We start from the raw sequence: 26,783 nt of genomic DNA, 5'->3' as shown, positions 1-26,783 counted from the left end.
GTTACGTTCCTGCTCCGACCAGCACCCGCCGGCCGACCCCTACGGAACGAAGGCACCACGATGACCGCACGCTCGACTCGAGGGATCCTCACCCTTGCCCTGGCCGCACTCACGGCGACGGCGCTGAGCGCCTGTGGCCCGGAGCCTCTCAACGCCTCGACCAGCGGCGACGCCGCGAGCACGCAGCTCAGCCTCGTCGGCTTCGCTGTGCCGAAGGCCGCGAACGACGCCGCCCAGGCCGCGTTCGCGAAGACCGACGCGGGCGCCGGCACCACCTGGACGACGTCGTACGGCGCCTCGGGCGACCAGTCCCGCGCCGTCGAGTCCGGGCTCGACGCCGACTACGTCCACTTCTCGCTCACGGGCGACGTCACGCGCCTCGTCGACGCGGGCCTGGTCGACGAGAGCTGGGACGACGGCGAGCACAAGGGCATCGTGTCCGACTCCGTCGTCGTGCTCGTCGTCCGCGAGGGCAACCCGAAGAACATCCAGGGGTGGGATGACCTCGTCCGCGACGACGTCTCGATCGTCTCGCCCAACCCCGGCTCGTCCGGCTCCGCGCGCTGGAACATCCTCGCCGCGTACGGGTCCGTCCTCGCCAAGGGCGGCACCGAGGCGGAGGCGACCGAGTACCTCACGAAGTTCTTCGAGAACGTCGCCGCACTCCCCGGCTCCGGCCGTGACGCGACGACGGCGTTCACGTCCGGCACCGGCGACGTCCTCATCTCCTACGAGAACGAGGCGATCCTCGCGCGGCAGAACGGCGAGACCTTCGACTACGTCGTCCCCGCCGAGACGCTCCTCATCGAGAACCCGGCCGCCGTCCTCAAGGACGCCGACCCCAAGGCCAAGGCCTACCTCGACTTCGTCCTGACGGCCGAGGGCCAGAAGGAGTTCGCCGCGAAGGGCTTCCGCCCGCTCGTCGACGTCGGCCCGATCGAGGTCGAGGGCGCGAACGACCCGAAGAACCCCTTCCCCGAGCCGGAGAAGCTGCTCACGATCGCCGACGACTTCGGCGGGTGGAGCGAGACCAACGCCAAGTTCTTCGGCGACGACGGCCTCGTCACCAAGATCCAGCAGGAGACGGGCAAGAAGTGACCTCGTCGCGCACCACGCTCGGGCGGCCGGCCCCTCAGGGGCCGACCGCCTCGGCCGTCTCTCCACAACCGCCCGACGACGCGCCGCAGCCCCCGGCTCAGCAGCGGCGCGTGCGCCGCGCACCGGGCGCCCGCGACCTCACCGCCTCATCACGCGTAGGCCTCGGCGTCGCTGTCGTCTGGTTCTCCGTGCTCGCGCTGCTGCCGCTCGCCGCCGTCGTCGTCGCGACGTCGTCCGGAGGCTGGGGCAGGTTCAGCGCGACGATCACCGACCCGCAGACCGCCGCCGCGATCAGCCTGACGATCACGCACGCGCTGATCGTCACCCTCGTCAACATGGTCATGGGCACCGTCATCGCGTGGGTCCTCGTACGCGACTCGTTCCCCGGCAGGCGCCTCCTCGAGGTGCTCATCGACATCCCGTTCGCGCTGCCGACGATCGTCGCCGGCCTCGTGCTGCTGTCCCTCTACGGGCCGTCGAGCCCGCTCGGCGTCAACGTCGCCAACACCGAGCTGTCCGTGACGCTCGCGCTGCTGTTCGTCACGCTGCCGTTCGTCGTGCGCACCGTCCAGCCCGTCCTCGCCGAGCTCGACCAGGACGTCGAGGAGGCCGCCGCCTCCCTCGGCGCCGGGCGCACGACCATCCTGCGCCGCGTCATCCTCCCCTCCCTCGTCCCCGCGATCGCCTCCGGCGCCGCACTCTCCTTCGCGCGCGGGATCAGCGAGTACGGCTCGCTCGTCCTCCTCTCAGGCAACCTGCCCATGCGCACCGAGGTCGCGTCCGTGCGGATCCTGTCCTACCTCGAGAACGGTGACCAGGCCGCGGCCGCCGCCGTCGCGACGCTCCTGCTCGCCGTCTCGCTCCTCGCGATCGTCGCCCTCGACCTCATCCAGCGGAAGGTGGCGTCCCGTGGCTAGGAGCAGGACCACCACCTGGGTGCTGCGCGTCGTCGTCGTCGCGTACCTCGTGCTGCTCGTCGGCTGGCCGGTCAGCCTCGTCGTGCAGCACACGTTCGCCGACGGCCTCACGTCCCTGCGGCACACCCTGAGCGAGCCGTCCGTCGTCTTCGCCCTCCAGCTCACCGCGTCCGTCGCCCTGCAGGCGACGCTCCTCAACACCGTGTTCGGCGTCGGCATCTCCCTGCTGCTCGTCCGCAAGGAGTTCCGAGGAAAGCGCCTGCTGTCGGCACTGCTCGACCTGCCGCTGTCCGTCTCCCCGGTCGTCGTCGGGCTCGCGCTCGTCCTCGCCTACGGCGGCCGCGGCACCTGGTTCGGGCCGACGCTCGAGGCCAACGGCCTGCAGATCATCTTCGCGACGCCGGGCATCGTGCTCGCGACCGCGTTCGTGTCGCTGCCCCTCGTCATCCGCGAGGTCGTGCCCGTCCTCACCGAGATCGGCACCGATGAGGAGCAGGCCGCGCGGTCCCTCGGCGCAGGCGGGCTCCAGACCTTCTGGCGCATCACGCTGCCCGCGATCCGCTGGGCGATCGTCTACGGCGTCGTCCTCACGCTCGCGCGGTCCCTCGGCGAGTTCGGCGCCGTCAAGATCGTCTCCGGCAACCTCGAGGGCCGCACGCAGACGGCGACGCTCCTCGTCGAGCAGAAGTACCAGGACTTCGAGCAGGCCACCGCCTACGCCACGAGCTTCCTGCTCGCCGCCGTCTCCGTCGCCTGCATCATCGTGGTCTCGTTCCTGCGGCCCGAGACGAAGGCCCGCCGATGACCGCACCAGAGCACGCGCGCCCGGCGCGCCCCACCGAACCCGCGCGCCCGGCGCGCCCCACGCACCGCGCGAACCACCTCGAGGAGCGACCATGAGCATCGACGTCCGCGGCGTCGGCAAGAAGTTCGGCGACTTCGTCGCCCTCGACGACGTCTCCGTCTCCATCCCCACCGGCCAGCTCACCGCGCTGCTCGGCCCCTCCGGCGGCGGCAAGTCCACGCTCCTGCGCATCATCGCCGGGCTCGAGACGGCCGACACCGGCACCGTCTCGATCGAGGGCCGCGACGCCACGAGCCTGCCCGCGCAGAAGCGCAACGTCGGCTTCGTGTTCCAGCACTACGCCGCGTTCAAGCACCTGTCCGTGCGCAAGAACGTCGCGTTCGGGCTCGAGATCCGCAAGACGCCGAAGGACGAGGTGCGACGGCGCGTCGACGAGCTGCTCGCGCTCGTGCACCTCACGCAGTTCGCGGACCGCAAGCCCGCCCAGCTCTCCGGCGGTCAGCGGCAGCGCATGGCGCTCGCCCGGGCGCTCGCCGTCCAGCCGTCCGTGCTGCTGCTCGACGAGCCGTTCGGCGCGCTCGACGCGAAGGTGCGCAAGGAGCTGCGCGACTGGCTGCGCCGCCTGCACGACGAGATCCCCGTGACGACCGTCTTCGTGACGCACGACCAGGAGGAAGCCCTCGAGGTCGCCGACGAGATCGTCGTCATCAACGAGGGTCGCGTCGAGCAGGTCGGGTCGCCCGACGACCTCTACGACACCCCGGCGAACCCGTTCGTCATGGGCTTCCTCGGGCCGGTCACGACGCTCGGCGACCGCCTCGTGCGGCCGCACGACGTGCACGTGTTCACGGAGCCGCCGTCGGGCCTCGCGACCGTCGAGGGGAAGGTCGTGCGGGCGCTGCGCGTCGGGTACGAGGTGCGGCTCGAGGTCGAGGCGGCAGGCAGCCGCACCGAGGTGACGCTCACGCGCGCCGAGCAGCGCGCGCTCGGCGCATCGGGCGGGTCGACGGTCTGGCTGCGCCCGGCGCCGGACGCCCGCACGCTCGCCCTCGTCTGACGCTCGGCGACCGATCGCCCGATTGCACGGCCCACGCGTGCAATCGGGCGATCGGTGGGAGGGAGACTCCCCCACCAGACGACAGATCGCCCGGGTGCACACGTCGCGCGTGCAACCGGGCGATCAGTGCGAGGGGCACTCCCCCACCGGACGACAGATCGCCCGGGTGCACACGTCGCGTGTGCATCCGGGCGATCAGTGCGAGGGACACTCCCCCACCAGACGACAGATCGCCCGGGCGCACACGTCGCGCGTGCAACCGGGCGATCAGTGCGAGGGACACTCCCCCACCAGACGACAGATCGCCCGGGCGCACACGTCGCGCGTGCAACCGGGCGATCAGTGCGAGGGACACTCCCCCACCAGACGACAGATCGCCCGGGCGCACACGTCGCGCGTGCAACCGGGCGATCAGTGCGAGGGACACTCCCCCACCAGACGACAGATCGCCCGGGTGCACACGTCGCGTGTGCATCCGGGCGATCGGTCGGGACTCGGGCGCGGCTCGATCCCCGCTGGGTCAGCGGCGGGAGCGGCGGTCCGCGATCAGCGCCCAGACGACGCCGACGACGAGACCCGCGAGCGTCACCTCGAGCGTGAGGATCGAGCGCGACCACGTGGGGTGCCCGGGCTCGAGCGCGAACAGGTTGAGCGCGGCGCTCACGATCAGACCGACGACGACGCCGGTCCACGCGAACGCCTTGAAGCGGGGCGCGCGGCGCACCGTCCGCGGGTCGACGACCTCCGTCACGGGCACCGTCTCCGCAGGGGTGGGCGTCTCCGCGGGGTCGAGCACCCCCGCGGGCGTCCCCGCGGATTCGGGCGTCTCCGCGGGGTCGAGCATCCCCGCGGGGTCGGGCATCTCCGCGGGGTCGGGCGTCGGCGAGCTCGGCTGCTGCGGGTCGGTGGAAGTCACGTTCCGACCCTAGCCGCTCGGCGGCGTCATCCTACGATCGAGCCATGCCCGCACGACGCCGCACCGACCCCACCGCAGGACGCGCCGCGATCGCCGCCTGGCGCGAGGACCCGACCAACCGCCGCGCCCGCGCGACCGCCGTCCGCTTCACGCTCGAGGAGGTCGCGGCGATCGAGCCCGGGCACGCGGTCGAGGTCCGCGTCCCGCCCGACGGCGCGGTCCAGGCGATCGAGGGCCCGCGCCACACGCGCGACACCCCGCCGAACGTCGTCGAGACGGACCCGCAGACCTGGCTCAGCATCGTCACCGGCGAGGTCGCGTGGGCCGACGCCGTCGACGACGGACGGCTGCGCGCGTCGGGGACGCGCGCCGACATCTCGCGACTGTTCCCGCTCCAGGCCGCGAGGCTGCGCTGAGCCCCTCAGGTCAGGCCCGGCACGGACGAACGGCCAGCTCGGTGGCACCGGTAGACCACGCGCCGCGCAGCTCCGCCGCCCGGGAGCCGGTGTCAGACCCCGCCGATAACGTCGCGGTCATGATCGACACGCTCGCCCCGGCGCCCGCACTCCGTTCCGCTCGGCTCCTGCTCACCCCGCTCACGCACGCGGACGCGGACGCGGTGCACGCGATCTTCGCGGACGCGCGCACGTGGCAGCACCTGCCGAGCGGCCGGCACACGGACGTCGAGCAGACGCTCGCCATGATCGAGCGGTCGCTCACCAGCCTCGCGGAGTACGGCTGCGGCACGTGGTCGATGCGCCTCGCCGACGACGGCCCTGACGGGCCGGTGATCGGCGTCGGCGGTGTCACGTGGTCGAGCGCCGGCTGCTGGAACCTCGGCTACCGGCTCGCATCCGAGGCATGGGGCAAGGGCCTCGCGACCGAGGTCGCGCGCGCGGGCATCGTGCACGCCCGCCGCGCCGAGCCGGACGCACCGGTGACGGCACGCGTCCTGTCGACCAACCCCGCCTCGGCGCGGGTGCTCGACCACGTCGGCCTCACGCAGGTGTGGCGCGGTGTGCCGCGCGACCGCACGCTCGAAGTGCCCGACGTCGAACGGCTCGTCTTCAGCGACCGTCGCCTGCGCCCCGAGACGTTGGACGGGCTCATCGCCCTCGGCTAGGCGCCCCGTCGCCCGCCTCGGCAAGCTCGAACGCAACCTTGCCCGCCGCCACGTCGACGGACACGAGGCGCACCCGTACCCGAGCCCCCAGCTCGATCTCCGCCTCAGGCGACGAGACCTTCGCCCGCACCGCAGGCTCCGCGATGATCACCGTGCCGCGGCCGCGACTGCCGTTCGTGTCGACGACGACGCCGTCGAACACCTCGCCCTCACGACCGCTCAGCACCGCCGCCTCGACCGCGTCCACGCACCCGCGCTCGAACGCCGCCGCACGCTGAGCCGTCGACGACATGATCTGCGGCAGACCGACGAGCCCCTCGCGCACCCACGCGGGCACCGGCTCGCCGGCGCACACCGCCGCGCACGCCGCGAGCCCGTACCGGTCGACGAGCCGCCGCAACGGCGCCGTCACGTGCGCGTAGTGCGCCGCGATCGCCGCGTGCTGCGACTCCGACGGCTCGGCAGGCAGCGGTTGCCCGGCGTCGCCGTCCAGCACGAGGTAGTCGGCACCGCGGAACAGCGACGTCGCCTCGTTCATGAACGCCGCGTGCGCGGGCGTCCGAGCGTCGAGCTGGTCCAGCAGGTCCGCGTAGGCGAGCGCCTCGGGCCACTCGATCCCGAGCGCCGCAGCCGCCCGACGCAGACGCGCGAGGTCGCGCGGGTCCGCGGGCGGAAGCGTCCGGAGGATCCCCACGCCCGCACCGACCATGATCCGCGCCGCCGCCATGCCCGTCAGCAGGGAGATCTGCGCGTTCCACGCCTCGACCGGAAGGACCTCGCGGAACTCGAGGTGCACGTCCACGCCGTCGACCACCGCCTGCTGCTCCGGGACGTCGAGCGAGACTCCGCCGCGCTCCCGCTCCCGTTCGAGCCGCAGGGTCCCGACCTCCCGCAGGAGGAGCAGCACGTCGGACGCGCTGCCGTCGTCGAACGCGGCCTGCGCCTGCGCGTAGGAGAGCCGTGCGCGCGAACGTACGACGGCGCGGCGCACCTGCGCGTCGACCTGCTCGCCGCGGGCGTCGAGCAGGACGTCCCACAGGTAGGCGAACCGGTCGACGTCGGGCAGGAGGCTGAGCACGCCCTCGCTCAGCACGGGAGGGTGCAGCGGGATGCGGGTCGCCGGCCCGTAGACCGTGGTGCCGCGCTCGCGCGTCACGCGGTCGAGCGCGCCCCCCGGCGCGACGGCCTGCGCGACGTCCGCGATCGCGTACCGCACGCGGAAGCCGCCGTCCGTGCGCTCGATGTGGACCGCCTGGTCGAGGTCCATCGACCCGGGCGGGTCGATCGTCACGAGCTCGACATCACGGGCGTCGAGCACATCAGCGGGCGGGGACGCGAGCTCTGCGACCACGCGCTCTGCGGCAGCCTCGGCCTCGGCGAGCGCGTCCGCAGGGAACTGCTCCTCGAGGCCGAGCTCCGTGCGCAGCGCCTCGAACCGGTCCGCGAGCGACGGCGACGGCTGCGGCTCGAGGCGCATCGTGTGCCGGGTCATCGGGCTCTCCGGTCGACGAGACCGAGCGCGTACTCGGTCCACCAGGTGCCCGCCGAGGGGCCGCCGTTGCAGCTCCCGTCGCTCTCGCCCGGGCGCTTGACCCAGAGGAAGGCGTCGAGCCTCTTCCCTCCGACCCAGCGCGGCTTGGCGCCGAGTCCCTGGCCGGGCGGGTTGCACCACTCGGCGCCCGCCGTCGCGCGGCCGTTGCGGGACGTGTCGATCACGTAGTGGCGGCTCTTCGCCTTGACCCCGCGCTTGCCGAGTGCCCTGGACACCTTCTCGGCGTACGCGCGCTCGTCCTTCGTGGAGCGGAAGTTGGAGACGTTCGTCGCGAAGCCCCGCGCCTTCGCGACGCCGGCGGCCTTGAGGCGCTTCGCCATGTCGGCGGGTGTGCGCCAGCTCGAGTGCCCTGCGTCGATGTAGACGAGCGCGCCTGCGGCGGAGAGCTTGCCGACGGCGTACGTGAGCAGCTTCGCGCGCTGGGCGCCGCCGCAGTCGAGCCCGAGCGCGTCCGGCTCGAGGACGACGATCGCCTTGCTGCCGCGAAGCCCCGCAGCCACTTCCCGGACCCACCTCTTGTAGGTCGAGGCCGTGAAGCCGCCGGACGAGTGGCCGCCGCAATCGCGGCCGGGGATCGCGTACAGGACGAGCTGCGGGACCGCCTTGGCCTTCGTGGCCTTGCGGACGTAGGTCCGCACATCCTTGCGGACGGTCGACGTCGCGTTCCAGGTTCCGAACCACCTCGCCTGGGCGGTGCTGGAGATGACCTTGAGCTTCTTCGCGACGCTCTTCCTGCCGGCCTTGGCCGCCGCCTTGCGGGCAGCCTCGGCCTGCGTGTCCTTGTCGACGTAGAGCCTGCGCGTCGTGGTCGCGGTCGCGAGCCCGCTCGCGACGGACGCAGCCGCGGTCGGGGAGGTCGCGGCGTCGGGCAGCGCGGCGCTCGCACGCGAGAGGGAGATGGTGCTCGCGGGTCCGAGGGTCGTGGCGCCGCCGCCGGCGGCGGCCGTCGCCGGCGGCACGGCGAGGACGACGACCAGGGCGAGAGCGGCGGTGGCGCGACGGCGGCGTGCGGCGGTGCGGAGCATGGCACGAACGTAGCGCGGATCCGCCGCGCAGGACGGGTGACGAGCGCCGGAACGACAGCGGGCGGGCTCCCTCATGAGGAGCCCGCCCGCTGGTGCGCCGTCGTCCCGGGTGAGGGGTGCGACGCGGCCTCGCGCGGCGTGCCGCGCGAGGAGGTCGTGTCGGGTCAGATGACGCCGAGCGCGAGCATCGCGTCGGCGACCTTCGTGAAGCCGGCGATGTTGGCACCCGCGACGTAGTTGCCCGGCTGGCCGTACTCGTCGGCCGTGGTCGCGCAGCGGTCGTGGATGTCGTTCATGATCCGCGCGAGCCGCTCCTCGGTGTGCTCGAAGCTCCACGAGTCGCGGCTCGCGTTCTGCTGCATCTCGAGGGCCGACGTCGCGACGCCGCCCGCGTTCGCAGCCTTGCCGGGGGCGAAGAGCACGCCGGCCTCCTGGAACATCGTGATCGCGGCCGGGGTCGTGGGCATGTTCGCGCCCTCGGCGACCGCGAGCACGCCCGAGGCGATGAGCGCCTTGGCATCCTGCTCGTCGAGCTCGTTCTGGGTCGCGCACGGGAGGGCGACGTCGCCGCCGAGCTCCCAGACGCGGGCGCCCTCGACGAACCTGGCAGACGGACGACGGGCCGCGTACTCGGCGATGCGGGCACGCTCGACCTCCTTGACCTGACGGACGAGGTCGACGTCGATGCCGGCCTCGTCGACGACGTAGCCGGACGAGTCGGAGCAGGCGATGACGTGGGCGCCGAGCTGCTGGGCCTTCTGCATCGCGTAGATCGCGACGTTCCCGGAGCCGGAGACGACGACGCGCTTGCCCTCGAAGGACGTGCCCTTCGTCTCGAGCATGTGCTGCGCGAAGAAGACCGTGCCGTAGCCGGTGGCCTCGGTGCGGACGAGCGAGCCGCCCCACGTGATGCCCTTGCCGGTGAGGACGCCGGACTCGTAGCGGTTGGTGATGCGCTTGTACTGGCCGAACAGGTAGCCGATCTCGCGGCCGCCCACGCCGATGTCACCGGCGGGGACGTCGGTGTACTCGCCGATGTGGCGGTAGAGCTCGGTCATGAAGGACTGGCAGAAGCGCATGACCTCGGCGTCGGACTTGCCGCGCGGGTCGAAGTCCGAGCCGCCCTTGCCGCCGCCGATCGGCATGCCGGTCAGCGAGTTCTTGAAGACCTGCTCGAAGCCGAGGAACTTCACGATGCCCAGGTACACGGACGGGTGGAAGCGCAGGCCGCCCTTGTACGGGCCGAGGGCGGAGTTGAACTCGACGCGGAAGCCTCGGTTGATCTGGATCTGGCCACGGTCGTCGACCCACGGCACGCGGAAGATGATCTGGCGCTCGGGCTCGCAGATGCGCTGGAGCACGGCGGCGTCCGCGTACTGCGGGTTCTTCTCGAGGACGGGGCCCAGGGAGTCGAAGACCTCGCGAACTGCCTGGTGGAACTCCTCCTCGCCAGGGTTGCGTCGGAGCACCTGCTCGAAGACGGGCGCAAGTGAGCTCTGCATGGGTTCTCCTCGGGTGACGATTCGTTGCAAACCACTGTCCCACCGCGAAAACGAGACGGTCGTCCCGTCTCAGGATGCGACCCTGGTTCACGCGCGCTAAACCCGCGTCAGAAAGCAGTTCCTGACACCCTCTCGCTCACGATATGAGACTTTGGTCCTAACTGGATCAGATCGCTCGACAAGGGCGTATCACTGTTGCAGGAGGTCGCAGCACCGCGACCCACGGACGAAGGACGAGGGAGGGAACGTGCACCACATGCCCGCAGCGCGCCGTGCGACTCCGGCCACGCCCTCGTCGCCGCGCCGCGACTGTCCGAGGGGCACGAGCCCCGCGGTCGCCACGACCCGCTGACTCGTCGCCCCTCACCGGCGTGACGCCGGACGGCACGGCCTCGCCGCGCCCGCTCTGACAGCCACACTTCTGCCTTTTCTCGACCATCGCGGTCCAGAAATGCGCCCGGTGCTGCCCTCGCACACCCAGAAACCCACCCAGGAGCCACCATGACCGCTACCACCGCACGCCCCCGCCGCCGCGCCGCCGCCGCGCTCGCCGCCCTGCTCGCCCTGCCCGCCGCGCTCGCCGCGTGCGGCACCGCCCAGGCCGACGCCGGCGCAGCCGACGGCACGACCGTCCTGCGCTACCAGGGATCCGTCGGCCAGGTGACCTTCCCCGAGCTCGCCGAGGACCTCGGCTACTTCGAGAAGGTCAGCCTCGAGTGGATCGGCGACGTCACCGGTGGCCCCGCGTCGATCCAGGCCGTCGCGACCGGGCAGGCCGACATCGGGAACGCGTTCAACGGCGCGATCATCAAGCTCGTCGACTCGGGAGCGCCCATCAAGGCCGTCCTCGCCTCGTACGGCTCCGACAGCCTCACCAACGGCGGCGTCTACGTCCTCGAGGACAGCCCCATCACGACCGCCCGCGACCTCATCGGCAAGAAGATCGCCGTCAACACGCTCGGCGCTCAGGCCGAGGCCGTCGACCGGAGCTGGCTCAAGCAGGAGGGCCTCACGCCCGAGGAGATCGCCCAGGTCGAGCTGACCGTCGTCCCACCCGTGAACGCCGAGCAGACGCTCCGCGAGGGACAGGTCGACGCCGCAGGGCTCAGCGGCCCGCTCCAGGACCTCGCGCTCGAGCGCGGCGGCATCCGCAAGCTGTTCTCCGAGGTCGACCTGTTCGGCGAGCTGTCCTACGGCAGCTACGTCCTGCCGACGTCGCTCATCGAGAAGAACCCCGACGCCGCCGCGGACTTCGTCCAGGGCACCGCCCGCGCGATCCGCTGGGCCCAGGTGACCCCGCCCGAGGAGGTCCGCGAGCGCTACACCTCGATCATCACGGAGCGTGGCCGCGGCGAGAACACCGACCTCGTCGCGTTCTACAAGTCCAGCTCGGTCGCGGGCGCCGGCGGCGTCGTGGCCGACGACGAGATCAACCTGTGGATCGACTGGCTCGTCGAGGACGGCCAGATCGAGCCCGGGATCACCACGGCCGACGTCGTCACGAACGACCTCAACCCGTACGCGAACGGCACGTACGCCCCCGACGCAGGCCCCGACGGCAAGCCCGTCGACTGACGCCGCACCTCAGCACCCCAGCACCCCAGCACCGAAGACCACCGCACCCAGGAGGAACCATGTCCGCGCGACCCGACCGCCAGCTCCACCTCAACCTCTTCATCACCGCGACCGGCCACCACGAGGCCTCGTGGCGCCACCCCGGCTCGCCCGTCGAGAACATCTACACGGCGAAGCACTTCCAGGACCTCGCGCAGCGCGCCGAGGCGGCGAAGCTCGACGCCGTCTTCTTCGCTGACATCCCCGCGCTCACCCCGCAGGTCGAGCACGGACCGGCGGGCCACCTCGAGCCGATCACGACGCTCGCGTCGATCGCGGCCGTGACCGAGCGCATCGGGCTCATCGCGACGGCGTCGACGACGTACTACGAGCCCTACAACCTCGCTCGCCTGTTCGCGTCGCTCGACCACCTCTCCGGCGGCCGCGCCGGCTGGAACATCGTCACGACCGCGAGCGCCGCGGCCGCCGAGAACTTCGGCAGCGAGCCGTTCCCGGACCCCGCGCAGCGGTACGCCCGCGCGGAGGAGTTCCTGCAGGCGGCGACCCGCCTGTGGGACTCGTGGGAGGACGACGCGATCATCGCCGACCGCGCCTCGGGCCGGTACGCCGACCCGGCGAAGATCCACCGCGCGGACTTCGCCGGCTCGCACCTGTCGGTCGGCGGCGCGTTCAGCGCGCCGCGCCCGCCGCAGGGCTACCCGGTGCTCGTGCAGGCCGGCTCCTCGAACGAGGGGCGCGCGTTCGCGGCCCGGTGGGCCGAGGCGATCTTCACCGCGCACCAGCGCATCGAGGACGCCCAGGCGTTCTACGCCGACATCAAGTCGGGGGCGATCTCTGCGGGCCGTCGTCCGGACGACGTCGTCATCCTCCCGGGCCTGAGTCCGTTCATCGGGTCGACGGCCGCCGAGGCGCACGACCTCGAGCAGGAGCTCAACGAGCTGACCGTGCCCGCGTACGGGCTGCGCCAGCTGTCCGCGCTCGTGGGCGTGACGCTCGGCGAGGACGACCTCGACCGGCCCGTGCCGCTCGAGCTGTTCGCGGGCGCGGGTGACGTCACCGACAACAACCGCTCGCGCTTCCAGGTCGTCGCAGGCATCGTCGAGCGTGAGCGTCCGACGCTGCGCGGCCTGCTGCACCGCCTCGCTGGCGCCCGCGGCCACCGCGTCCTGACGGGCACGCCGGACCAGATCGCGGACTCGATCGAGGAGTGGTTCACGCGCGGCGCGGCGGACGGCTTCAACGTCATGCCGCCGTTCCACCCGGGCGGCTTCGAGGCGTTCGTCGACCACGTCGTGCCGATCCTGCAGCAGCGCGGCCTGTTCCGCACCGAGTACGAGGGCCGCACGCTGCGCGAGAACCTCGGCCTCGAGCGTCCGGCCAACCAGTACGCGGGCACGCTCGCCGGCTCGCTCGCCGAGGCGATCGCGTGACCGTCCCCCCACCGGCAGCCGGCACCGGGACGACGCGCGCGCCGGCGACGCTGCGCTCGCTCGTCGTGCCGGTGTACGCCCCGGCCGTCGTCTTCGGGATCGGGCAGGGCGCGGCCCTGCCGGTCGTCGCCCTGTCCGCGACCGAGCTCGGCGCGTCGACGACGGTCGCCGCGTTCGTCGCGGCGTCGACGGGTGCGGGGCTGCTGGTGGGGGACCTCCCGGCCGGGCGGATCGTCGCCCGCTACGGCGAGCGCGTCGCGATCGTCGGCGGCTCGGTCGCCGGCGCGCTCGGGGTGCTGCTCGCGCTCCTCGCGCCGACGGTCTGGCTCCTGGCGGCGGGCGTGCTCGTGTCGGGCTGCGCGATGTCCGTGTGGACGCTCGCCCGGCAGCGGTACCTCGCCGACGCCGTCCCGGTCGTCATCCGCGCCCGCGCGATGTCGGTGTTCGCGACGATGTGGCGCGTCGGCGCGCTCGTCGGCCCGTTCGTCGGCGCCGCCGTCATCTCGCGGACGGGCACGCGCGGCGGCTTCGCCGTGCAGCTCGTCGCGATCCTCGTCTCGGGCTGGCTCATGTCACGCCTGCCCGACGACGGTCCGCGCCGCGAGCGGGGCGCTCCCGTCCGCAGCATCCCGGGAGGGGGACGCGCGACGCTCGTGGGCGTCGCCGTCGCGCACCGTCGGCTGTTCCTGTCCCTCGGGCTCGGGACGCTCCTGCTGGGCGCGACGCGCGCCTCACGTGACGTCGTCGTGCCGCTGTGGGGCGAGCACATCGGGCTCGACGCGGCACAGATCTCCCTGATCTTCGGCTGCGCAGGCGTGCTCGAGGTGCTCGTCTCGACACCGGCCGGGCACCTGATGGACCGCTTCGGCCGGGCCGTCGTCGCGGTCCCGTCGCTCGCCTTCCTCGCCGTCGCGTACGGCACCCTCCCCCTCACGACGACGGCGCTCGGCATGTGGGTCGTCGTCACGGTCCTCGGCATCGGCAACGGCCTGAGCAACGGGTTGCTCATGACGATCGGCGCCGACGTCGCACCGCCGGCCTACCGCGCGGAGTTCCTCGCGTCGTGGCGGCTCATGCACGACTCCGGGATGTTCGCGGGCCCGCTCGCCGTGTCCGCCGTCTCGGTCGCCTCCCTCGCCGCCGCGAGCCTCACGATCGCGGGCCTCGCCGGGCTCGGCGCGCTCGTCATGTGGCGCTCCGTGCCCCGCTGCGTGCCGCACCCGCGGCCCGACGACTGTCCGGACGCCCCGCCGCCCGCCGCGCACGACACCCACCCCCAGCCCCACCTGTCCCAGGAGGTCTCCCGATGACCGCACCGACCACCACCCTGCCGAGCGCCTCGGGCGCGACCGCGGTCCGCGACCGCGTCGCCCCGGCCGGCGCCACCCTGCCCGACGGCGCCACGTCCGACGGGCGCCCGCCGCGCCTGCGCCTCGCGAACGTGCACAAGGAGTTCGTCGTCCGCGACCGCAGCCGCGGCCGCCGCGGCGCCCGGCGCCGCTTCGTCGCCGTCGACGACTTCACGCTCGACGTCGCCGCGGGCGAGTTCCTCACCGTCGTCGGCCCGTCCGGCTGCGGCAAGTCCACCCTGCTCGACCTGCTCGGCGGACTCGCGACGCCGACGTCGGGCAGCATCCAGCTCGACGGGCACGAGATCACGGGCCCAGGCCTCGACCGTGGCGTCGTCTTCCAGCAGTACGCGCTGCTGCCGTGGCGCACCGCCCGGTCGAACGTCGAGTTCGGCCTCGCCGCGAAGGGCGTACCGCGCGCCCGACGCTCCGCGATCGCGCGTGAGTACCTCGACCTCGTCGGCCTCACCGGCTTCGAGGACCGCTACCCGCACGAGCTCTCGGGCGGCATGAAGCAGCGCGTCGCGATCGCGAGGTCCCTCGCCTTCGACCCCGAGGTGCTGCTCATGGACGAGCCGTTCGCCGCCCTCGACGCCCAGACGCGCGAGACGCTGCAGGACGAGCTGCTGCGCATCTGGCGCGCGACCGGCAAGACGGTCGTCTTCATCACGCACGGCATCGACGAGGCCGTCTACCTCGGCCAGCGCGTCGCGATCATGACGCCCCGCCCCGGCCGCCTGCACTCGGTTCTCGACGTCGACCTCGACGTCGAGTCGGCCGAGGACGTGCGGTCGACCGCCGAGTTCGGCGCGCTGCGCCACGAGATCTGGACGCGGCTGCACGCCGCCGATAAGCAGGAGCCCCACCATGACTGACACCGTCGCCTTCGCCGACCCGCCCACCCTCGGGCGACGCCAGGTCCTCACCGCCGAGGCGGTGCGCGAGCCGCTGCGGCGGCGTGTCGCCACCGGCGCCGTCCGCACGGCCCGGTCCTCCGTCGCGATCCTTGCGTTCCTCGCCCTGTGGGAGGTCGCCCCGCGCGTCGGGCTCGTCGACGCCGTGTTCCTGCCGCCCCTGTCGACCGTGCTCGTCGCCCTCGGCGACCTCGCGGCCGACGGCGCGCTCGCGACCCACGTGTCGGCGAGCCTGGGCCGCGCCGCCGTCGGCTTCGGCATCGCCGTCGCCGTCTCGATCCCCGTCGGCATCGCGATCGGCTGGTACCGGCCGGTCGCCGAGCTGCTCACGCCGATCCTCGAGCTGTTCCGCAACACGGCGGCGCTCGCGCTCCTGCCGGTGTTCATCCTCATCCTCGGCATCGGCGAGACGTCCAAGATCGCGCTCGTCACCTACGCGTGCTCGTTCCCGATCCTGCTCACGACCATCTCCGGCGTCCGCACCGTCGACCCGCTGCTCGTGAAGTCCGCCCGGTCCCTCGGGCTCACGCCCGTCCGCCTGTTCTGGCACGTCGTCCTGCCTGCCGCCGTCCCCGCGATCTTCACGGGCGTGCGCATGGCCGGTTCGGCGTCGATCCTCGTGCTCATCGCCGCCGAGATGATCGGTGCGAAGGCCGGGCTCGGGTTCCTCATCACCTACACCCAGTACAACTTCCAGATCCCCGAGATGTACGCGGGGATCATCGTCATCGCCCTCACGGGGCTCGCGATCAACGGCGTGCTCCTCGCGATCGAGCGCCGCTTCTCCCGCTGGCGCACAGCCTGACCCTCCCCCTTCTTCCCGCTTGGAGCCCACCATGTCCGCACCCCTGAACGTCGTCGTCCTCAACGGCAGCCCGTCCTTCCCGTCCAAGACCGCCGCCCTCGGCCAGGAGATCGTCACGCGCCTCGCCGCGCACGTCCCCGTCGCCGCGAGCACCGTGAACGTCGCCGAGCTCGTGCCGTTCTTCGGCGACACGTATGGCGACCCGCGCTCTCCCGTCGCGGCCGCCCTCGAGACCATCGCGGCCGCCGACCTGCTCATCGCCGCGAGCCCGATCTACAAGGGCTCGTACACGGGGCTGTTCAAGCACGTCGTCGACCTGCTGTCGCCGTCCGCTCTGCTCGGCAAGCCCGTCCTGCTCGTCGCGACCGGCGGCTCGGAGCGGCACACGCTCGCCCTCGAGCACCAGTTCCGGCCGCTGTTCGGCTTCTTCCAGGCCGACACCCTGCCCGTGACCATCTACGGGCACGACTCCGAGTTCACCGACTACCAGGTCACCGGCGAGGGTCTCGACTCGCGCATCGACAAGGCGATCGCCCGCGCCCTGCCGTTCCTCTCCGCGGACGCCCGCGAGGCTACCCTCCTGCCGGTCATCTAGGTCAGGCACGGTCCCGCGCGGCCGCTCCCGCTGTCCCGACACCAGCCCCTCCTTCCCGAGCCCTCGCCACCCCACGTCGACAGATCGCCCTTCTGCACGCCTCACGCGTGTAACGGGGCGATCGGTGCGGAGGGCCCGGCCACCCGAGGTCGACGGATCGCTCGTCTGCACACCTCACCTGGGCAGACGGGCGATCTGTCGCCGATCAGAGGACGGGATCGTGTGGGCCCGCTGCGTCAGCGGCGGGCAGCCGCGAGCCGTGCGAGCGCGAAGCGGTCCGCCCGCGCCGCGACCGGTGCGTCCGGCGTGAGCGTCTCGTCGGCGAGGTCCGCGAGGACGCGCCCGAGCGCAGGCGCGAACTTGAAGCCGTGCCCCGAGAAGCCCGCCGCGACGACCACGCGCCCGACGCGGTCGAGCACGAAGTCGTGGTCCGGCGTCGTCGTGTACGTGCAGGAGATCGCCTCGAAGGCATCAGGGTCGGCCCCCGGGACCCGCTCAGCGACATAGTCGCGGAGCTGCGCGAGCTGCCGCTCGTCCGGCTGGAACGTCCGTCGGTCCGGGTGGACCACAGGCCCGACGGCGTGGAAGCCCACCTTGACGCCCTCGCCCGGCGTCTCGAGCCCGTACGTCCCCGACGGCCAACGCCGGCCCGGCCCGACGACGTCCGCGCCAGGGTCATGCGTGAACGACGGCCACGGCGTGGCCGCGTCGCGCGGTGCGAAGTGCGCCGGCTGCTCCTGCGTGACGACGAGCCGCGACAGCCCGGCGAACGCCGGGCGGCGAGCCACGCCGTCGTGCACGCCGGCGAGCAGGTCCGTGCTCCACGCCCCCGCCGCGACGACGACGCGCTGCGCGACGAGCTCGGCGACGTCGTCGTCCGACGACGACGCGAGCGCCTCAGGCTCGGTGCGGACGAGCACGCCGTCCGGCACGTCCTCGATCGCCGTCACGCGGCGCCCGTGGACGACACGCGCACCGTGCGCGACCGCGTCGGCTTGGAACGCCGCGACCGCGCGGTCAGCGTGCAGGCGGCCCGCCGTCTCGGGCTCGACGAGCACCCGCCCCTCGAACGCGAGACCGGGCCAGCGCTCAGCGGCCTCGGCCGCGCTCACGAGCGCGTGCGGCACGCCGCGCGACCCGAGGGCGGCCGCGAGGTCCGCGAGGTGCGCCTGCACCGACGGCCCGCCCGACGCGACGCCGCCCGTGATCGTGAGGATCTCCACGCCCGTCGCGGCTTCGAGCTCGCGCCACAGGCCGTGCGCCTCGAGCGTCAGGTCGAGGTACTCGGGCTCCGTGTACGTCGTCCGGTAGATGCGCGACGCGCCGTGCGACGCCCCGCGCACGTGACCGGCGTCGAACCGCTCGAGAAGCACGACGTCGGCACCGCGCCGCGCGAGCGCCCAGGCGGTCGCAGAGCCGACCACACCCCCGCCGACGACGATCGTCTGGACTCGCTGGGTCATGCTGGCTCCTCGAAGGGGTGCGGGCGACGACGCCCGGGCGGTGCGGACGACGGCATCGTTCCACCTGCCCGCGCGCTGCGACAGAGCAGTCCACTGTCAGGCTGCGGAGGGCTCCGGTAGCGTCGGGCCATGGGACTCCTGCACCAGTACGACCTCACTGTCGAGTGGACCGGCGCCGGCGAGTCCGGGACCGCGTCCTACACCTCCTACACGCGTGACCACGTCGTCCGCATCGACGGCAAGCCTGACCTCCTCGGGTCCTCCGACACCGCCTTCCGTGGCGACCCGTCGCGCCACACACCCGAGGACCTGCTCGTCGCGGCCCTCTCGCAGTGCCACATGCTGTGGTTCCTGCACGTCGCGTCGAGCGAGGGCGTCGTCGTCACCGGCTACACGGACCGCGCGCAGGGCACGATGCGCGTCGAGTCGGGCGGCGCGGGCCAGTTCACGGACGTCGTCCTGCACCCGCACGTCGTCGTACGGGACGCGACGACGGCGTCGGGCGCGCCCGTCGACGACGCGCTGCTGGCACACCTGCACGCGACGGCGCACGAGCGCTGCTTCATCGCCCGCTCGGTGAACTTCCCCGTGCACGTCGAGCCGACGCTGAGCGTCGAGCAGGGCGCACCCGCATGACGGTGACGTTGCCGTCGTCCGTCCGCATCGAGCCCGGCGTGGGCGACGGCGACCTGCTCGTCGTCGAGACGCCGTCGGGCACCGCCCGCATCCACACGTACGGCGCGCACCTCGTCTCGTGGGTGCCCGCGGGTGGCGCGGACCTGCTGTGGGTGTCGCCGCGCACGGCGTACGAGCCGGGCGCGGCGATCCGCGGCGGTGTGCCGCTGTGCTTCCCCTGGTTCGGCCCGCACCCGTCCGGGACGGGCCCCGCGCACGGCTTCGCGCGCGTGTCCGTGTGGCGCCTCGTCGAGGCGACGGAGCTGCCCGACGACGCCACTCACCCCGGCGGCGGCGTCGCGGTGACGCTCGAGCTGACGGAGCAGGACGTCGACCCGGCCCTGACGAGCGTGTGGCCGCACCCGTTCGCGGCGCGCGTGCGGCTCGTCGTCGGGCGCGAGCTGTCGCTGTCGCTGGCCGTGACGAACACCGGCGGGCAGACGTTCTCCGTGTCGGAAGCCCTGCACACCTACGTCGCGGTCGGCGACGTGCGCCGCGTGATCGTCACGGGGCTCGACGGCGCGACGTACGTCGACAAGGTTGCTGACGACGTCCACGTCCAGGTCGGCCCGGTCGTGCTCGACGGCGAGACCGACCGCGTCTACACGGGCACCGCGGCGACCACGCAGGTCGTCGAGCCGGGCCGCCCGACCGTGACGGTCGCGAAGTCCGGGTCGCGGTCGACCGTCGTGTGGAACCCGTGGGCCGAGAAGGCCGCCGCGATGGCAGACGTGCCCGACGACGCGTGGACCGGCTTCGTGTGCGTCGAGACGGCGAACGCGTTCGACGACTCCTTCGCGGTCGAGCCGGGCGAGACCCGCACGATCACGGCCCGCTTCACGGTCGGCTGAGGCGGCGCCCACCCCGCGCCGCGCAGCGCCGCGCCGTGCCGCGGCGCCCTCCGGCGTCGGCCGTCTTGTCGCCCAGCGCCGACCACCTGCGTCGGCCGTCTCGTCGCCGAGGTAGGGGCGTGCACGCGAGGTAGGGCCCTGCATGGCCCTACCTCGCGCGGGAGGCCCTACCTCGCGTGGGTGGCCCTACCTCGCGATGGTCAGCACGCCTGTGGCACGTGTGCCGTCCGACCTGGGTCAGGCGACGGCGAGGCGGTAGCCGCGCTTGACGACCGTCTGGACGAGCGCCCGGGCGTCCGGGGCGTGCTGCGCGACGGCGTCGCGCAGCCTGGCGACCGCGACCTCGGCGGTGTGCGGGTCCTCGGACAGACCGGGCAGCACCTGGAGCAGCTCCGCGCGCGTGACCACCTCGCCCGCCCGGGCGGCAAGGACGCGGAGCACCTCGAGCGTCGCTGGGGACAGCGGCAGCACGTGGCCGTCCAGCAGGGCAGCGCGCGACCGGACCTGCAGGCACCCGGCGACCGTCGCGACCTGGGTCGTGCGGTCCTCCTCGTAGTGGCTCACGAGCGCACGCACGAGCGCCCCGAGGCGCGCCCGTTCCGGCACGACCGGCTCGATCCCGCGCGCGACGAGCGGCGCCGCCGTGACCGGCCCGACCGCCGCGGCGATGAGCGACCGGTCGGCGAAGCGCGTCGCGAGCGCCTTGCCCACACCCTCGCGGTCCACGACCTCGAGCCAGGCGTGCGCGCCCGGCGCGGACGTGAACACGACGGCGTCGACCTCGCCGAGCGCGGCCGCGCGCACCGACTCGACGACCGCCTGCGGGTCGGCCGGCGGGCCCCACCGGTAGACGACGAGGTTCCGGACCTCCGCGCCAGCCGCAGCCAACTCGACGTCGAGCTGGTCGGCGCCCGAGCCGTGCTGCTGGATCGCGACCCGCTCGCCCGCGACGCCCTCGGTCAGGAGCAGGTCGAGGATCTCGGCGCTCGTCTCGGACTCGGCGACCCAGTCAGCGGTGAGGCCCGCAGCCTGGATGGCCCCGCGGGCCTTGGGGCCGCGTGCGATCAGCCGGGCCCGCTCGAGCAGGGCGTGCAGGTCGTCGGCGAGACCGGCGGCGTCGGCTGCTTCGATCCACGCGCGGAACCCGATGCCCGTCGTCGCGATGACCGTGCTCGGCGGATCGGCGAGGAGGGCGCGCGTCGCCGCGACGAGCTCGGTGTCGTACTCGTGCGGGATGATCCGCATCGCCGGCGCGTGGCGGATGGTCGCGCCGCGGCGCTCGAGCGCGGCGCTCAGCTCGGTCGACCGACGGTCCGCCGTGATCAGCACCGTGAGACCAGCGAGCACAGGGTCGAGACCGGGCTGGGACGTCGGGGTGCCGGTCACCGCGGGGCGCGCGGGAGCGGCGGTCGCGGGCGACGTGGACGCGGGGGCTGCGGCGTCGGCCCCGGTGGCGGCAGGAACAGCTGCGGTGCCGCTCTCAGCGGCACCGGTGACGGGCGCGGCCCCGGGGGCCGTGCTCGGCGTCGTCATGCGTAGGCCACCTCGGCCTCGCGGGCTGCAGCGTCCACGTGAGGAGCGTACGCGCGCGCGTCGGACGGTGCCGAGGTGTCCACACCCGCGCCGTCGGCCAGCGTCTCGGGCGTCAGGGGCACGTCGAGCGCATGGAGGTCGAGCCCCAGCAGGGCGGGGTCCGCGACGTCGCCCAGCACGACGACGGCGGGCGACCGCACGCCGACGTCCGCGCACGTCTGCACGAGGGACCCGAGCGTCGTGAAGGTCGCGCGCTCGCCCTCGGTCGTCGCCTGCTCGACGATCGCCACGGGGGTCTGCGCGCCCGCGCCCGCGGCGAGCAGGGCCTCGACGTGCTCCGCGAGCCGCGCGACGCCCATGAGCACCGCGACGGTCGCCGCCCGCGTCACGACCGCCTGGACCGCGAGCTCCGGCAACTCGTCGTGCCCCTGCACGACGAGGAGCGCGGACGCCGTCCCGCGGTGCGTCACCGGGACGCACGCCGAGGCAGGGGCGGCGAGCGCGCTCGAGACACCGGGCACCACCTCGACCGCGATCCCGCGAGCGCGGCACGCCGCGACCTCCTCGCCACCGCGGCCGAACAGGAACGGGTCGCCGCCCTTGAGGCGTACGACCCTGTTCCCCGCGACCGCCTCCGCGACGAGGATCTCGTTGATGCGTTCCTGCGGCACCGCGTGGGCGCCCGGCCGCTTGCCGACGTCGATCACGCGGACGCGCTTCGGGAGGTCGCCGAGCACCGACGTCGGGCCGAGCCGGTCAGCGACGACGACATCGGCCGAGAACAGCGCGCGTCGCGCGCGCACCGTCATCAGGTCCACCGCGCCCGTGCCGCCGCCGACGAGGACGACGGAGCCCGGCGCCACCGCGCCCCGCGCGGCCGAGGTGCGCGCGGCGGAGATGCGCGCGGCGGATCCCGGCGCCCCCGAGCCGTTCGCGGCCGGGTTGCGCACGGCGGAGCCCGGCGCGACCGGACCCTGCCCGACCGAGCGCCGCGTACTCATGCCGCTGTCCTCGCTCCCGGCGCACCCGAGGACCCGACGTGCACGACGCCGTCGCGCACCTCGACCGGCCACGTCACGAGCGGCGTGCGCTCGCCCTTCGTCGTGTCCAGGCACTCCCCCGTCAGCAGGTCGAACACCTGCTTGTACAGGGGCGACGTCACGACCGGTCGCCCGCCGCGGGTACCGACGATGCCGCGCGACATGACCATCGCCTGGGTGTGCGGCTCGTGCTGCTGCACGGCGTGGACGGTGTCGTCGAGCAGCCGGAAGAGCGCGACCTGCTCGCCGTCGACGAGAGCCGCCGCGCCCCGCTCGACCGCGAGGTCCGCGAGCGCGCAGACCGGGGTCCACGCGGCGTCGGGCACGTTGCCAGGCAGGACACCGCCCGGCACGGCCGCGGCGGGCGCGCCCTCGGCGGGCGTCGCGTCGACGAGAGCGGGGATGCCGGTCATGAGCGGACCTCCAGGGTGGTTCCAGCGACGAGCACCGGACCCGAGCCGCGCGCGGCGCGCTCGTCAAGTGTCGCGGGCCGCGCCTGCCCGCGCTCCGCGACGTACGCGAGGGTGCGGTCGTGCTCGTCAGGGGCGTTGACGAAGCTGCGGAAGTGCCGCAGCTTCTCCGGGTCGGCGAGCGTCGCCGCCCACTCGTCCTCGTACGTCTCGAGGTGCAGCGCCATCGCGGCGTCCAGGTCGGCGCAGATGCCGAGCGAGTCCTCGAGGACCACCGACCGGATCGCGTCGACCCCACCCTCGTAGTCCTCGACCCACGCGGCCGTGCGCTGCAGCCGGTCCGCCGTGCGGATGTAGTACATGAGGAAACGGTCGATCGTGCGGACCAGGTCCTCGGTCGACAGGTCCTCCGCGAGCAGCACCGCGTGCTTCGGCGTGAACCCGCCGTTGCCGCCGACGTACACGTTCCAGCCGTTGTCCGTCGCGATCACGCCGACGTCCTTGCCGCGCGCCTCCGCGCACTCGCGGGCGCAGCCCGAGACGCCGAGCTTGATCTTGTGCGGCGACCGCAGCCCCCGGTAGCGCAGCTCGAGGTCGACGGCGAGACCGACCGAGTCCTGCACGCCGAAGCGGCACCACGTCGACCCGACGCACGACTTCACCGTGCGCAGCGACTTGCCGTACGCGTGACCCGACTCGAAGCCCGCGTCCACGAGCCGCTGCCAGATCTCCGGGAGCTGGTCGATCCGCGCCCCGAACATGTCGATCCGCTGACCGCCCGTGATCTTCGTGTACAACCCGAAGTCCTTCGCAACCTGCCCGATGACGAGCAGGCCCTCCGGGGTGATCTCACCGCCCGGGATGCGCGGGACGACCGAGTACGTGCCGTCCTTCTGCATGTTCGCCATGACGTGGTCGTTCGTGTCCTGGAGCGTCGCGCGTTCGCCGTCGAGCACGTGCGCCGGCGCGATCGTCGACAGGATCGACGCGACGACCGGCTTGCAGATGTCGCAGCCGCGACCGGCGTCCGGCGTCCCGAACCGTGCGACCACCTCGCTGAACGACGTCAGGCCAGCGACGCGGACGGCGTCGTACAGCTGCGCGCGCGACAGGTCGAAGTGCTCGCAGAGCGCGTTCGACACCTCGACGCCCGACTTCGTGAGCTCCGCCGTCATGAGCTTCTTCACGAGCGGGAGGCACGAGCCGCAGCTCGTGCCGGCGCGCGTGCACGCCTTGACGCCCGCGAGGTCGGTACAGCCGTGCTCCGTGACCGCGGCGCGGACCGTGCCCGCCGAGACGTTGTTGCACGAGCAGACGCCCGCGTCGTCGGGCAGCTCGAGGTCCGGCGCACCCGCGCCGCCCTCCGGCAGGAGGAACGCCGCCGGGTCGCCCGGGAGGGCACGGCCGAGCATCGGCCGCAGGCTCGCGTACGCCGACGCGTCACCGACGAGCACTCCGCCGAGCAGGGTGCGCGCGTCGTCGGCGAGCACGAGCTTCTTGTAGACGCCACCGACCGGGTCCGCCCAGACGACCTCCATCGACCCCGGCGTCGTCCCGAACGCGTCGCCCCACGACGCGACGTCCACGCCCGCGAGCTTGAGCTTCGTCGCCGTGTCCGCACCCGGGAACGTCGCCGCGCCGCCGAGGAGCCGGTCGACGACGACCTCCGCCATCGCGTACCCCGGCGCGACCAGGCCGATGCACGCGCCCTGGATGCACGCGACCTCGCCGATCGCCCACACGTTCTCCGCCGCGGTGCGGCACGCGTCGTCGACCACGACGCCGCCGCGCGCGCCGATCTCGAGGCCCATGCCGCGGCCGAGCTCGTCGCGCGGCCGCACGCCCGTCGCGATGACGACGACGTCCACGTCGAGCCGGCCGCCGTCCGCAAAGTCGAGCCGCCCGACGGCGCCCGTCCGCCGCGACGGCCGCATGCGCTGCGTCGCGGTGTTGACCCGCACCGCGACCCCCAGGTCGTTGATGAGACGGCGCAGCGCCTCACCGCCGCCGAGGTCGACCTGCGCGCTCATGAGGTGCGTGCCGAACTGGATGACGGTCGCGTGCGCGCCGAGCGCCTTGAGCGCTCCCGCCGCCTCGAGACCGAGCAGGCCGCCGCCGATGACCGCGCCACGGACCGGACGCTTCGCCGCGCGCTCCTCGACCCAGCCGCGCAGGGCCGCGACGTCGTCGATCGTGCGGTAGACGAACACGCCCGGCAGGTCGTTGCCCTCGATCGGCGGGACCGCGGCGTCAGAGCCCGTCGCGAGGACCAGCTCGTCGTACGGGAACGTGCGGCCCGAGGCCGTCGTGACGGTCCAGGCGTCGCGGTCGACGGAGGTGACCGCATCGCCGCGGACGAGCCGCACGAGCGGGTCCTGCCACAGCGCCGAGTCGCCGAGCGCGAGGTCCTCGGGGTCGCGGCCGGAGAAGTACGAGGTGAGCGCGACGCGGTCGTAGGGCGCGCGCGGCTCCTCCGCGAGGACCGTGACCGAGAACCGGCCGGCGTCGTCACGGTCGCGGAGCGCCTCGACGAACCGCTGCGCGACCATGCCGCCACCGACCACGACGACCCGCCGCGGCGCGCTGCCCTGAGGTTGCGTGGTGGCGGGGGGCGTCGGGGCCTCGGTGGGGCCGGCCGAACTGCCCTGAGGCTGCGCGGCGGCGGGTGCCGGGGCCTCGGCGGGGCCGGCCTCGTCGTCGGCCGGGAGCGCAACCGGCGCGTCCGTGCCCGTCCGAGCGGGCGCGACGTCGGTGCCGGGCGCGGCGATCGCACCGTCCGCGGGCGTGGGCGAGACGACCTCGGGCTGTGCCGAGCCGCCGTCTGCCTGGGGCTGGGAGGTCGTTGTGTCCATGTCTGCGACGCTATGGCGGGGCGATTTCCACGCCATACCCCGGCTGTTACCCGACCGTAAACCTCTCCTCACACGCGCCCGGCCACCCCTGTGAGCCGCCGCCCCCCTGCGTGCGGCACGCAGCCCGCTCCACGTCAGCGCTACGCGCGTCCCGGCCTGCCGTGTGCCCGTCAGGCGGCCCCGCGCTCCCGGCGGCCCCGAGGCGCCCGGCCACCCGTGAGTCAGTCAGTCCCGGCGCGAGTCCGTCAGCTGCGACCCACGGAATCAGGCCAGAACCGACGGACTCGCGTTTCGGCGGTTCTGGCTGGCCACCGGCCCCGGCGTCCCCGCAAGCCCGACAACTCTGGCGGCACCTGCGCCCCCCGGCCCCGCAGGCCCCTCCGGCCCCGCAGGCCCCCCGGCCCCGCAGGCCCCTCCGGCCCCTCATCCTTGAGTCAGTCAGTCCCGGCGCGAGTCCGTCTGCTGCGGCCCACCGACTCGCGCCAGAACTGACGGACTCACCGTTGCGGCTGCCCTGGCTGCCCCGACGGGTCCCGCGTTCGCGGCGGGTTCGGCGAGTCCGGCGGACCCAGCGGCCAGCGAGACACCGGGGCCGCACCGGGTCACCGGAGCAGAAGGTGCGGGCGCGGGGTCAGTCCTGCCCTCTCGGCTGTCGGCGCGAGCGCCCTGAGTCTGTGGTGGAGTCCCTCGACGTCACGGAAGTCGGCGCTCGTCAGGCGCAGGATCTTCCAACCGCTCTCGACGAGCGCGTCCTGCCGTCTCTTCTCCGCCATCAGCACGGCATCCGGGTCACCGTTCGCGAGCTCTCGGTACTTGACCTTCCCGTCGAACTCGATCAGCTGGCGCCACGCGTCCCAACCCATGTCTGCGCGATAGTTCCCCCGAGAGGTCGAGACCTCGATCTGCAGGCGCGGCCCCGGCAGTCCGGCAGCCAGAACGTGCAACCGGGTGAACGACTCCCAGGGTGACTCGGCACCACCGTCTGCAAGACCTAGCACCTCCCGCGCCCGGGCGATTCCCCGGCGACCCCGATGGCCCGCGGCCAGCTCGCGCACCGCGTCACCGTCGGCGCCGTGTCGGAGGCACGCGTCCGCCACGACGAGAGCGTCTGTGACCGGTTCCGTCCGAGCGACGTCGAGCATCGTGCGTTCAAGACTCGTGACCAGCACGCCCCGGTGCCTGACGACGTCGTGCGGCTCGAGCGCGACCACGTGCGCGGTCTTGAGGCGGGAAGCGTCACGCCCGCGGCTGTGCCTGGCGTAGACGTGCACCGCTGCCGGGACCCGCCACAGCGGC

At 73.3% G+C, this 26,783-nt stretch carries 24 protein-coding genes; 14 read left to right on the top strand and 10 right to left on the bottom strand.

The window, feature by feature from the left end; genetic code table 11:
• Positions 1–60 precede the first annotated feature (60 nt).
• The 4 genes from ATL41_RS09450 to ATL41_RS09435 all read left to right on the top strand — a co-directional run bounded on the left by ATL41_RS09450 (position 61) and on the right by ATL41_RS09435 (position 3,877).
• Positions 61–1,098, top strand: a complete 1,038-nt coding sequence (locus ATL41_RS09450) for a sulfate ABC transporter substrate-binding protein (RefSeq protein ID WP_098458252.1) — start codon at positions 61–63, stop codon at positions 1,096–1,098.
• A 110-nt stretch (positions 1,099–1,208) separates the two neighbouring features.
• Positions 1,209–2,015, top strand: coding sequence for a sulfate ABC transporter permease subunit CysT (gene cysT, locus ATL41_RS09445; protein ID WP_219810381.1), 807 nt, complete (start codon positions 1,209–1,211; stop codon positions 2,013–2,015).
• The gene (locus ATL41_RS09440) at positions 2,008–2,820 is read left to right on the top strand and encodes a sulfate ABC transporter permease (RefSeq protein ID WP_098458250.1); all 813 of its coding nucleotides are present in this window, start codon (positions 2,008–2,010) and stop codon (positions 2,818–2,820) included. Before cysT ends, ATL41_RS09440 begins: the two co-directional genes overlap by 8 nt.
• A gap of 91 nt (positions 2,821–2,911) precedes the next feature.
• Positions 2,912–3,877 (top strand): sulfate/molybdate ABC transporter ATP-binding protein, encoded by a 966-nt coding sequence (locus ATL41_RS09435; RefSeq protein WP_098458249.1) that lies wholly within the window; start codon positions 2,912–2,914, stop codon positions 3,875–3,877.
• Between the two features lie 520 nt (positions 3,878–4,397).
• Here the strand turns inward: ATL41_RS09435 and ATL41_RS09430 are convergent.
• Entirely contained in the window at positions 4,398–4,793 is a 396-nt protein-coding gene (locus tag ATL41_RS09430; protein WP_098458248.1) for a hypothetical protein, read from the bottom strand.
• Between the two features lie 44 nt (positions 4,794–4,837).
• On the opposite strand from ATL41_RS09430, the gene ATL41_RS09425 reads away from it, so the two are divergent.
• Both ATL41_RS09425 and ATL41_RS09420 read left to right on the top strand, forming a co-directional pair.
• The gene (locus ATL41_RS09425; protein WP_098458247.1) at positions 4,838–5,209 is read left to right on the top strand and encodes a sterol carrier family protein; all 372 of its coding nucleotides are present in this window, start codon (positions 4,838–4,840) and stop codon (positions 5,207–5,209) included.
• 119 nt (positions 5,210–5,328) lie between these two features.
• Complete coding sequence (locus ATL41_RS09420) at positions 5,329–5,916, top strand: GNAT family N-acetyltransferase (protein WP_098458246.1); 588 nt, start codon at positions 5,329–5,331, stop codon at positions 5,914–5,916.
• On the opposite strand, the gene ATL41_RS09415 is transcribed toward ATL41_RS09420, so the two are convergent.
• The 3 genes from ATL41_RS09415 to gdhA form a co-directional block, all read right to left on the bottom strand.
• A complete protein-coding gene (locus ATL41_RS09415; RefSeq protein ID WP_098458245.1) occupies positions 5,900–7,408 on the bottom strand; it encodes an RNB domain-containing ribonuclease in 1,509 nt (502 codons plus the stop codon). The genes ATL41_RS09420 and ATL41_RS09415 overlap by 17 nt on opposite strands.
• Positions 7,405–8,493, bottom strand: a complete 1,089-nt coding sequence (locus tag ATL41_RS09410) for a glycoside hydrolase family 6 protein (protein WP_098458244.1) — start codon at positions 8,491–8,493, stop codon at positions 7,405–7,407. The genes ATL41_RS09415 and ATL41_RS09410 overlap by 4 nt, the downstream gene beginning before the upstream one ends.
• A 164-nt stretch (positions 8,494–8,657) precedes the next feature.
• A complete protein-coding gene (gdhA, locus tag ATL41_RS09405) occupies positions 8,658–9,995 on the bottom strand; it encodes an NADP-specific glutamate dehydrogenase (protein WP_098458243.1) in 1,338 nt (445 codons plus the stop codon).
• A 501-nt stretch (positions 9,996–10,496) separates the two neighbouring features.
• Between gdhA and ATL41_RS09400 the strand changes: the two genes are divergently transcribed.
• The 6 genes from ATL41_RS09400 to ATL41_RS09375 are packed head-to-tail and all read left to right on the top strand — an operon-like array spanning position 10,497 to position 16,663.
• A complete protein-coding gene (locus ATL41_RS09400) occupies positions 10,497–11,570 on the top strand; it encodes an ABC transporter substrate-binding protein (RefSeq protein WP_098458242.1) in 1,074 nt (357 codons plus the stop codon).
• Positions 11,571–11,629: 59 nt separating this feature from the next.
• Positions 11,630–13,000: an LLM class flavin-dependent oxidoreductase gene (locus tag ATL41_RS09395; RefSeq protein ID WP_098458241.1), complete on the top strand. Its 1,371-nt coding sequence runs from the start codon at positions 11,630–11,632 to the stop codon at positions 12,998–13,000.
• The gene (locus ATL41_RS09390) at positions 12,997–14,310 is read left to right on the top strand and encodes an MFS transporter (RefSeq protein WP_098458240.1); all 1,314 of its coding nucleotides are present in this window, start codon (positions 12,997–12,999) and stop codon (positions 14,308–14,310) included. Before ATL41_RS09395 ends, ATL41_RS09390 begins: the two co-directional genes overlap by 4 nt.
• Positions 14,307–15,224, top strand: coding sequence for an ABC transporter ATP-binding protein (locus tag ATL41_RS09385; RefSeq protein ID WP_098458239.1), 918 nt, complete (start codon positions 14,307–14,309; stop codon positions 15,222–15,224). The genes ATL41_RS09390 and ATL41_RS09385 overlap by 4 nt, the downstream gene beginning before the upstream one ends.
• Positions 15,217–16,068 carry an ABC transporter permease gene (locus ATL41_RS09380; protein WP_098458238.1) on the top strand — a complete coding sequence of 284 codons (852 nt, stop codon included), beginning with the start codon at positions 15,217–15,219 and terminating at the stop codon, positions 16,066–16,068. The genes ATL41_RS09385 and ATL41_RS09380 overlap by 8 nt, the downstream gene beginning before the upstream one ends.
• A gap of 31 nt (positions 16,069–16,099) precedes the next feature.
• The gene (locus ATL41_RS09375; protein WP_098458237.1) at positions 16,100–16,663 is read left to right on the top strand and encodes an NAD(P)H-dependent oxidoreductase; all 564 of its coding nucleotides are present in this window, start codon (positions 16,100–16,102) and stop codon (positions 16,661–16,663) included.
• A 236-nt stretch (positions 16,664–16,899) separates the two neighbouring features.
• Here ATL41_RS09375 and ATL41_RS09370 read toward each other — a convergent pair whose 3' ends face one another.
• Positions 16,900–18,126: an FAD-dependent oxidoreductase gene (locus ATL41_RS09370; protein ID WP_098458236.1), complete on the bottom strand. Its 1,227-nt coding sequence runs from the start codon at positions 18,124–18,126 to the stop codon at positions 16,900–16,902.
• 129 nt (positions 18,127–18,255) lie between these two features.
• Here ATL41_RS09370 and ATL41_RS09365 point away from each other — a divergent pair, with 129 nt between their 5' ends.
• The gene (locus ATL41_RS09365; RefSeq protein WP_098458235.1) at positions 18,256–18,762 is read left to right on the top strand and encodes an OsmC family protein; all 507 of its coding nucleotides are present in this window, start codon (positions 18,256–18,258) and stop codon (positions 18,760–18,762) included.
• Positions 18,759–19,652, top strand: a complete 894-nt coding sequence (locus ATL41_RS09360) for a D-hexose-6-phosphate mutarotase (protein WP_098458234.1) — start codon at positions 18,759–18,761, stop codon at positions 19,650–19,652. Before ATL41_RS09365 ends, ATL41_RS09360 begins: the two co-directional genes overlap by 4 nt.
• A gap of 237 nt (positions 19,653–19,889) precedes the next feature.
• On the opposite strand, the gene ATL41_RS09355 is transcribed toward ATL41_RS09360, so the two are convergent.
• The 5 genes from ATL41_RS09355 to ATL41_RS09335 form a co-directional block, all read right to left on the bottom strand.
• Positions 19,890–21,185, bottom strand: coding sequence for a uroporphyrinogen-III synthase (locus tag ATL41_RS09355; protein ID WP_098458233.1), 1,296 nt, complete (start codon positions 21,183–21,185; stop codon positions 19,890–19,892).
• On the bottom strand, positions 21,182–22,186 hold the full coding sequence (cobA, locus tag ATL41_RS09350) for a uroporphyrinogen-III C-methyltransferase (protein ID WP_098458232.1): 1,005 nt from the start codon (positions 22,184–22,186) through the stop codon (positions 21,182–21,184). Before cobA ends, ATL41_RS09355 begins: the two co-directional genes overlap by 4 nt.
• Positions 22,183–22,638: a nitrite reductase small subunit NirD gene (gene nirD / locus ATL41_RS09345; RefSeq protein WP_098458231.1), complete on the bottom strand. Its 456-nt coding sequence runs from the start codon at positions 22,636–22,638 to the stop codon at positions 22,183–22,185. Before nirD ends, cobA begins: the two co-directional genes overlap by 4 nt.
• On the bottom strand, positions 22,635–25,487 hold the full coding sequence (nirB, locus tag ATL41_RS09340; RefSeq protein WP_281253870.1) for a nitrite reductase large subunit NirB: 2,853 nt from the start codon (positions 25,485–25,487) through the stop codon (positions 22,635–22,637). The genes nirD and nirB overlap by 4 nt, the downstream gene beginning before the upstream one ends.
• A gap of 602 nt (positions 25,488–26,089) precedes the next feature.
• Positions 26,090–26,698, bottom strand: a complete 609-nt coding sequence (locus ATL41_RS09335; protein ID WP_169924543.1) for a hypothetical protein — start codon at positions 26,696–26,698, stop codon at positions 26,090–26,092.
• Between the last annotated feature and the right edge of the window lie 85 nt (positions 26,699–26,783).

This window comes from Flavimobilis soli (assembly GCF_002564025.1).
GTDB lineage: Bacteria > Actinomycetota > Actinomycetes > Actinomycetales > Cellulomonadaceae > Flavimobilis > Flavimobilis soli.
This window is presented reverse-complemented; position numbering and strand designations above follow the sequence as displayed.

Excerpts from the sequence above, each read along its gene's own strand:
- cobA (WP_098458232.1), bottom strand. The coding sequence starts at position 22,186 with ATGAGTACGCGGCGCTCGGTCGGGCAGGGTCCGGTCGCGCCGGGCTCC.
- ATL41_RS09420 (WP_098458246.1), top strand. The coding sequence starts at position 5,329 with ATGATCGACACGCTCGCCCCGGCGCCCGCACTCCGTTCCGCTCGGCTC.
- ATL41_RS09395 (WP_098458241.1), top strand. The coding sequence starts at position 11,630 with ATGTCCGCGCGACCCGACCGCCAGCTCCACCTCAACCTCTTCATCACC.
- ATL41_RS09380 (WP_098458238.1), top strand. The coding sequence starts at position 15,217 with ATGACTGACACCGTCGCCTTCGCCGACCCGCCCACCCTCGGGCGACGC.
- gdhA (WP_098458243.1), bottom strand. The coding sequence starts at position 9,995 with ATGCAGAGCTCACTTGCGCCCGTCTTCGAGCAGGTGCTCCGACGCAAC.
- nirB (WP_281253870.1), bottom strand. The coding sequence starts at position 25,487 with ATGGACACAACGACCTCCCAGCCCCAGGCAGACGGCGGCTCGGCACAG.
- ATL41_RS09450 (WP_098458252.1), top strand. The coding sequence starts at position 61 with ATGACCGCACGCTCGACTCGAGGGATCCTCACCCTTGCCCTGGCCGCA.
- ATL41_RS09355 (WP_098458233.1), bottom strand. The coding sequence starts at position 21,185 with ATGACGACGCCGAGCACGGCCCCCGGGGCCGCGCCCGTCACCGGTGCC.
- ATL41_RS09385 (WP_098458239.1), top strand. The coding sequence starts at position 14,307 with ATGACCGCACCGACCACCACCCTGCCGAGCGCCTCGGGCGCGACCGCG.
- ATL41_RS09425 (WP_098458247.1), top strand. The coding sequence starts at position 4,838 with ATGCCCGCACGACGCCGCACCGACCCCACCGCAGGACGCGCCGCGATC.
- ATL41_RS09360 (WP_098458234.1), top strand. The coding sequence starts at position 18,759 with ATGACGGTGACGTTGCCGTCGTCCGTCCGCATCGAGCCCGGCGTGGGC.
- ATL41_RS09410 (WP_098458244.1), bottom strand. The coding sequence starts at position 8,493 with ATGCTCCGCACCGCCGCACGCCGCCGTCGCGCCACCGCCGCTCTCGCC.
- nirD (WP_098458231.1), bottom strand. The coding sequence starts at position 22,638 with ATGACCGGCATCCCCGCTCTCGTCGACGCGACGCCCGCCGAGGGCGCG.
- ATL41_RS09435 (WP_098458249.1), top strand. The coding sequence starts at position 2,912 with ATGAGCATCGACGTCCGCGGCGTCGGCAAGAAGTTCGGCGACTTCGTC.
- ATL41_RS09370 (WP_098458236.1), bottom strand. The coding sequence starts at position 18,126 with ATGACCCAGCGAGTCCAGACGATCGTCGTCGGCGGGGGTGTGGTCGGC.
- ATL41_RS09415 (WP_098458245.1), bottom strand. The coding sequence starts at position 7,408 with ATGACCCGGCACACGATGCGCCTCGAGCCGCAGCCGTCGCCGTCGCTC.
- ATL41_RS09365 (WP_098458235.1), top strand. The coding sequence starts at position 18,256 with ATGGGACTCCTGCACCAGTACGACCTCACTGTCGAGTGGACCGGCGCC.
- ATL41_RS09375 (WP_098458237.1), top strand. The coding sequence starts at position 16,100 with ATGTCCGCACCCCTGAACGTCGTCGTCCTCAACGGCAGCCCGTCCTTC.
- ATL41_RS09400 (WP_098458242.1), top strand. The coding sequence starts at position 10,497 with ATGACCGCTACCACCGCACGCCCCCGCCGCCGCGCCGCCGCCGCGCTC.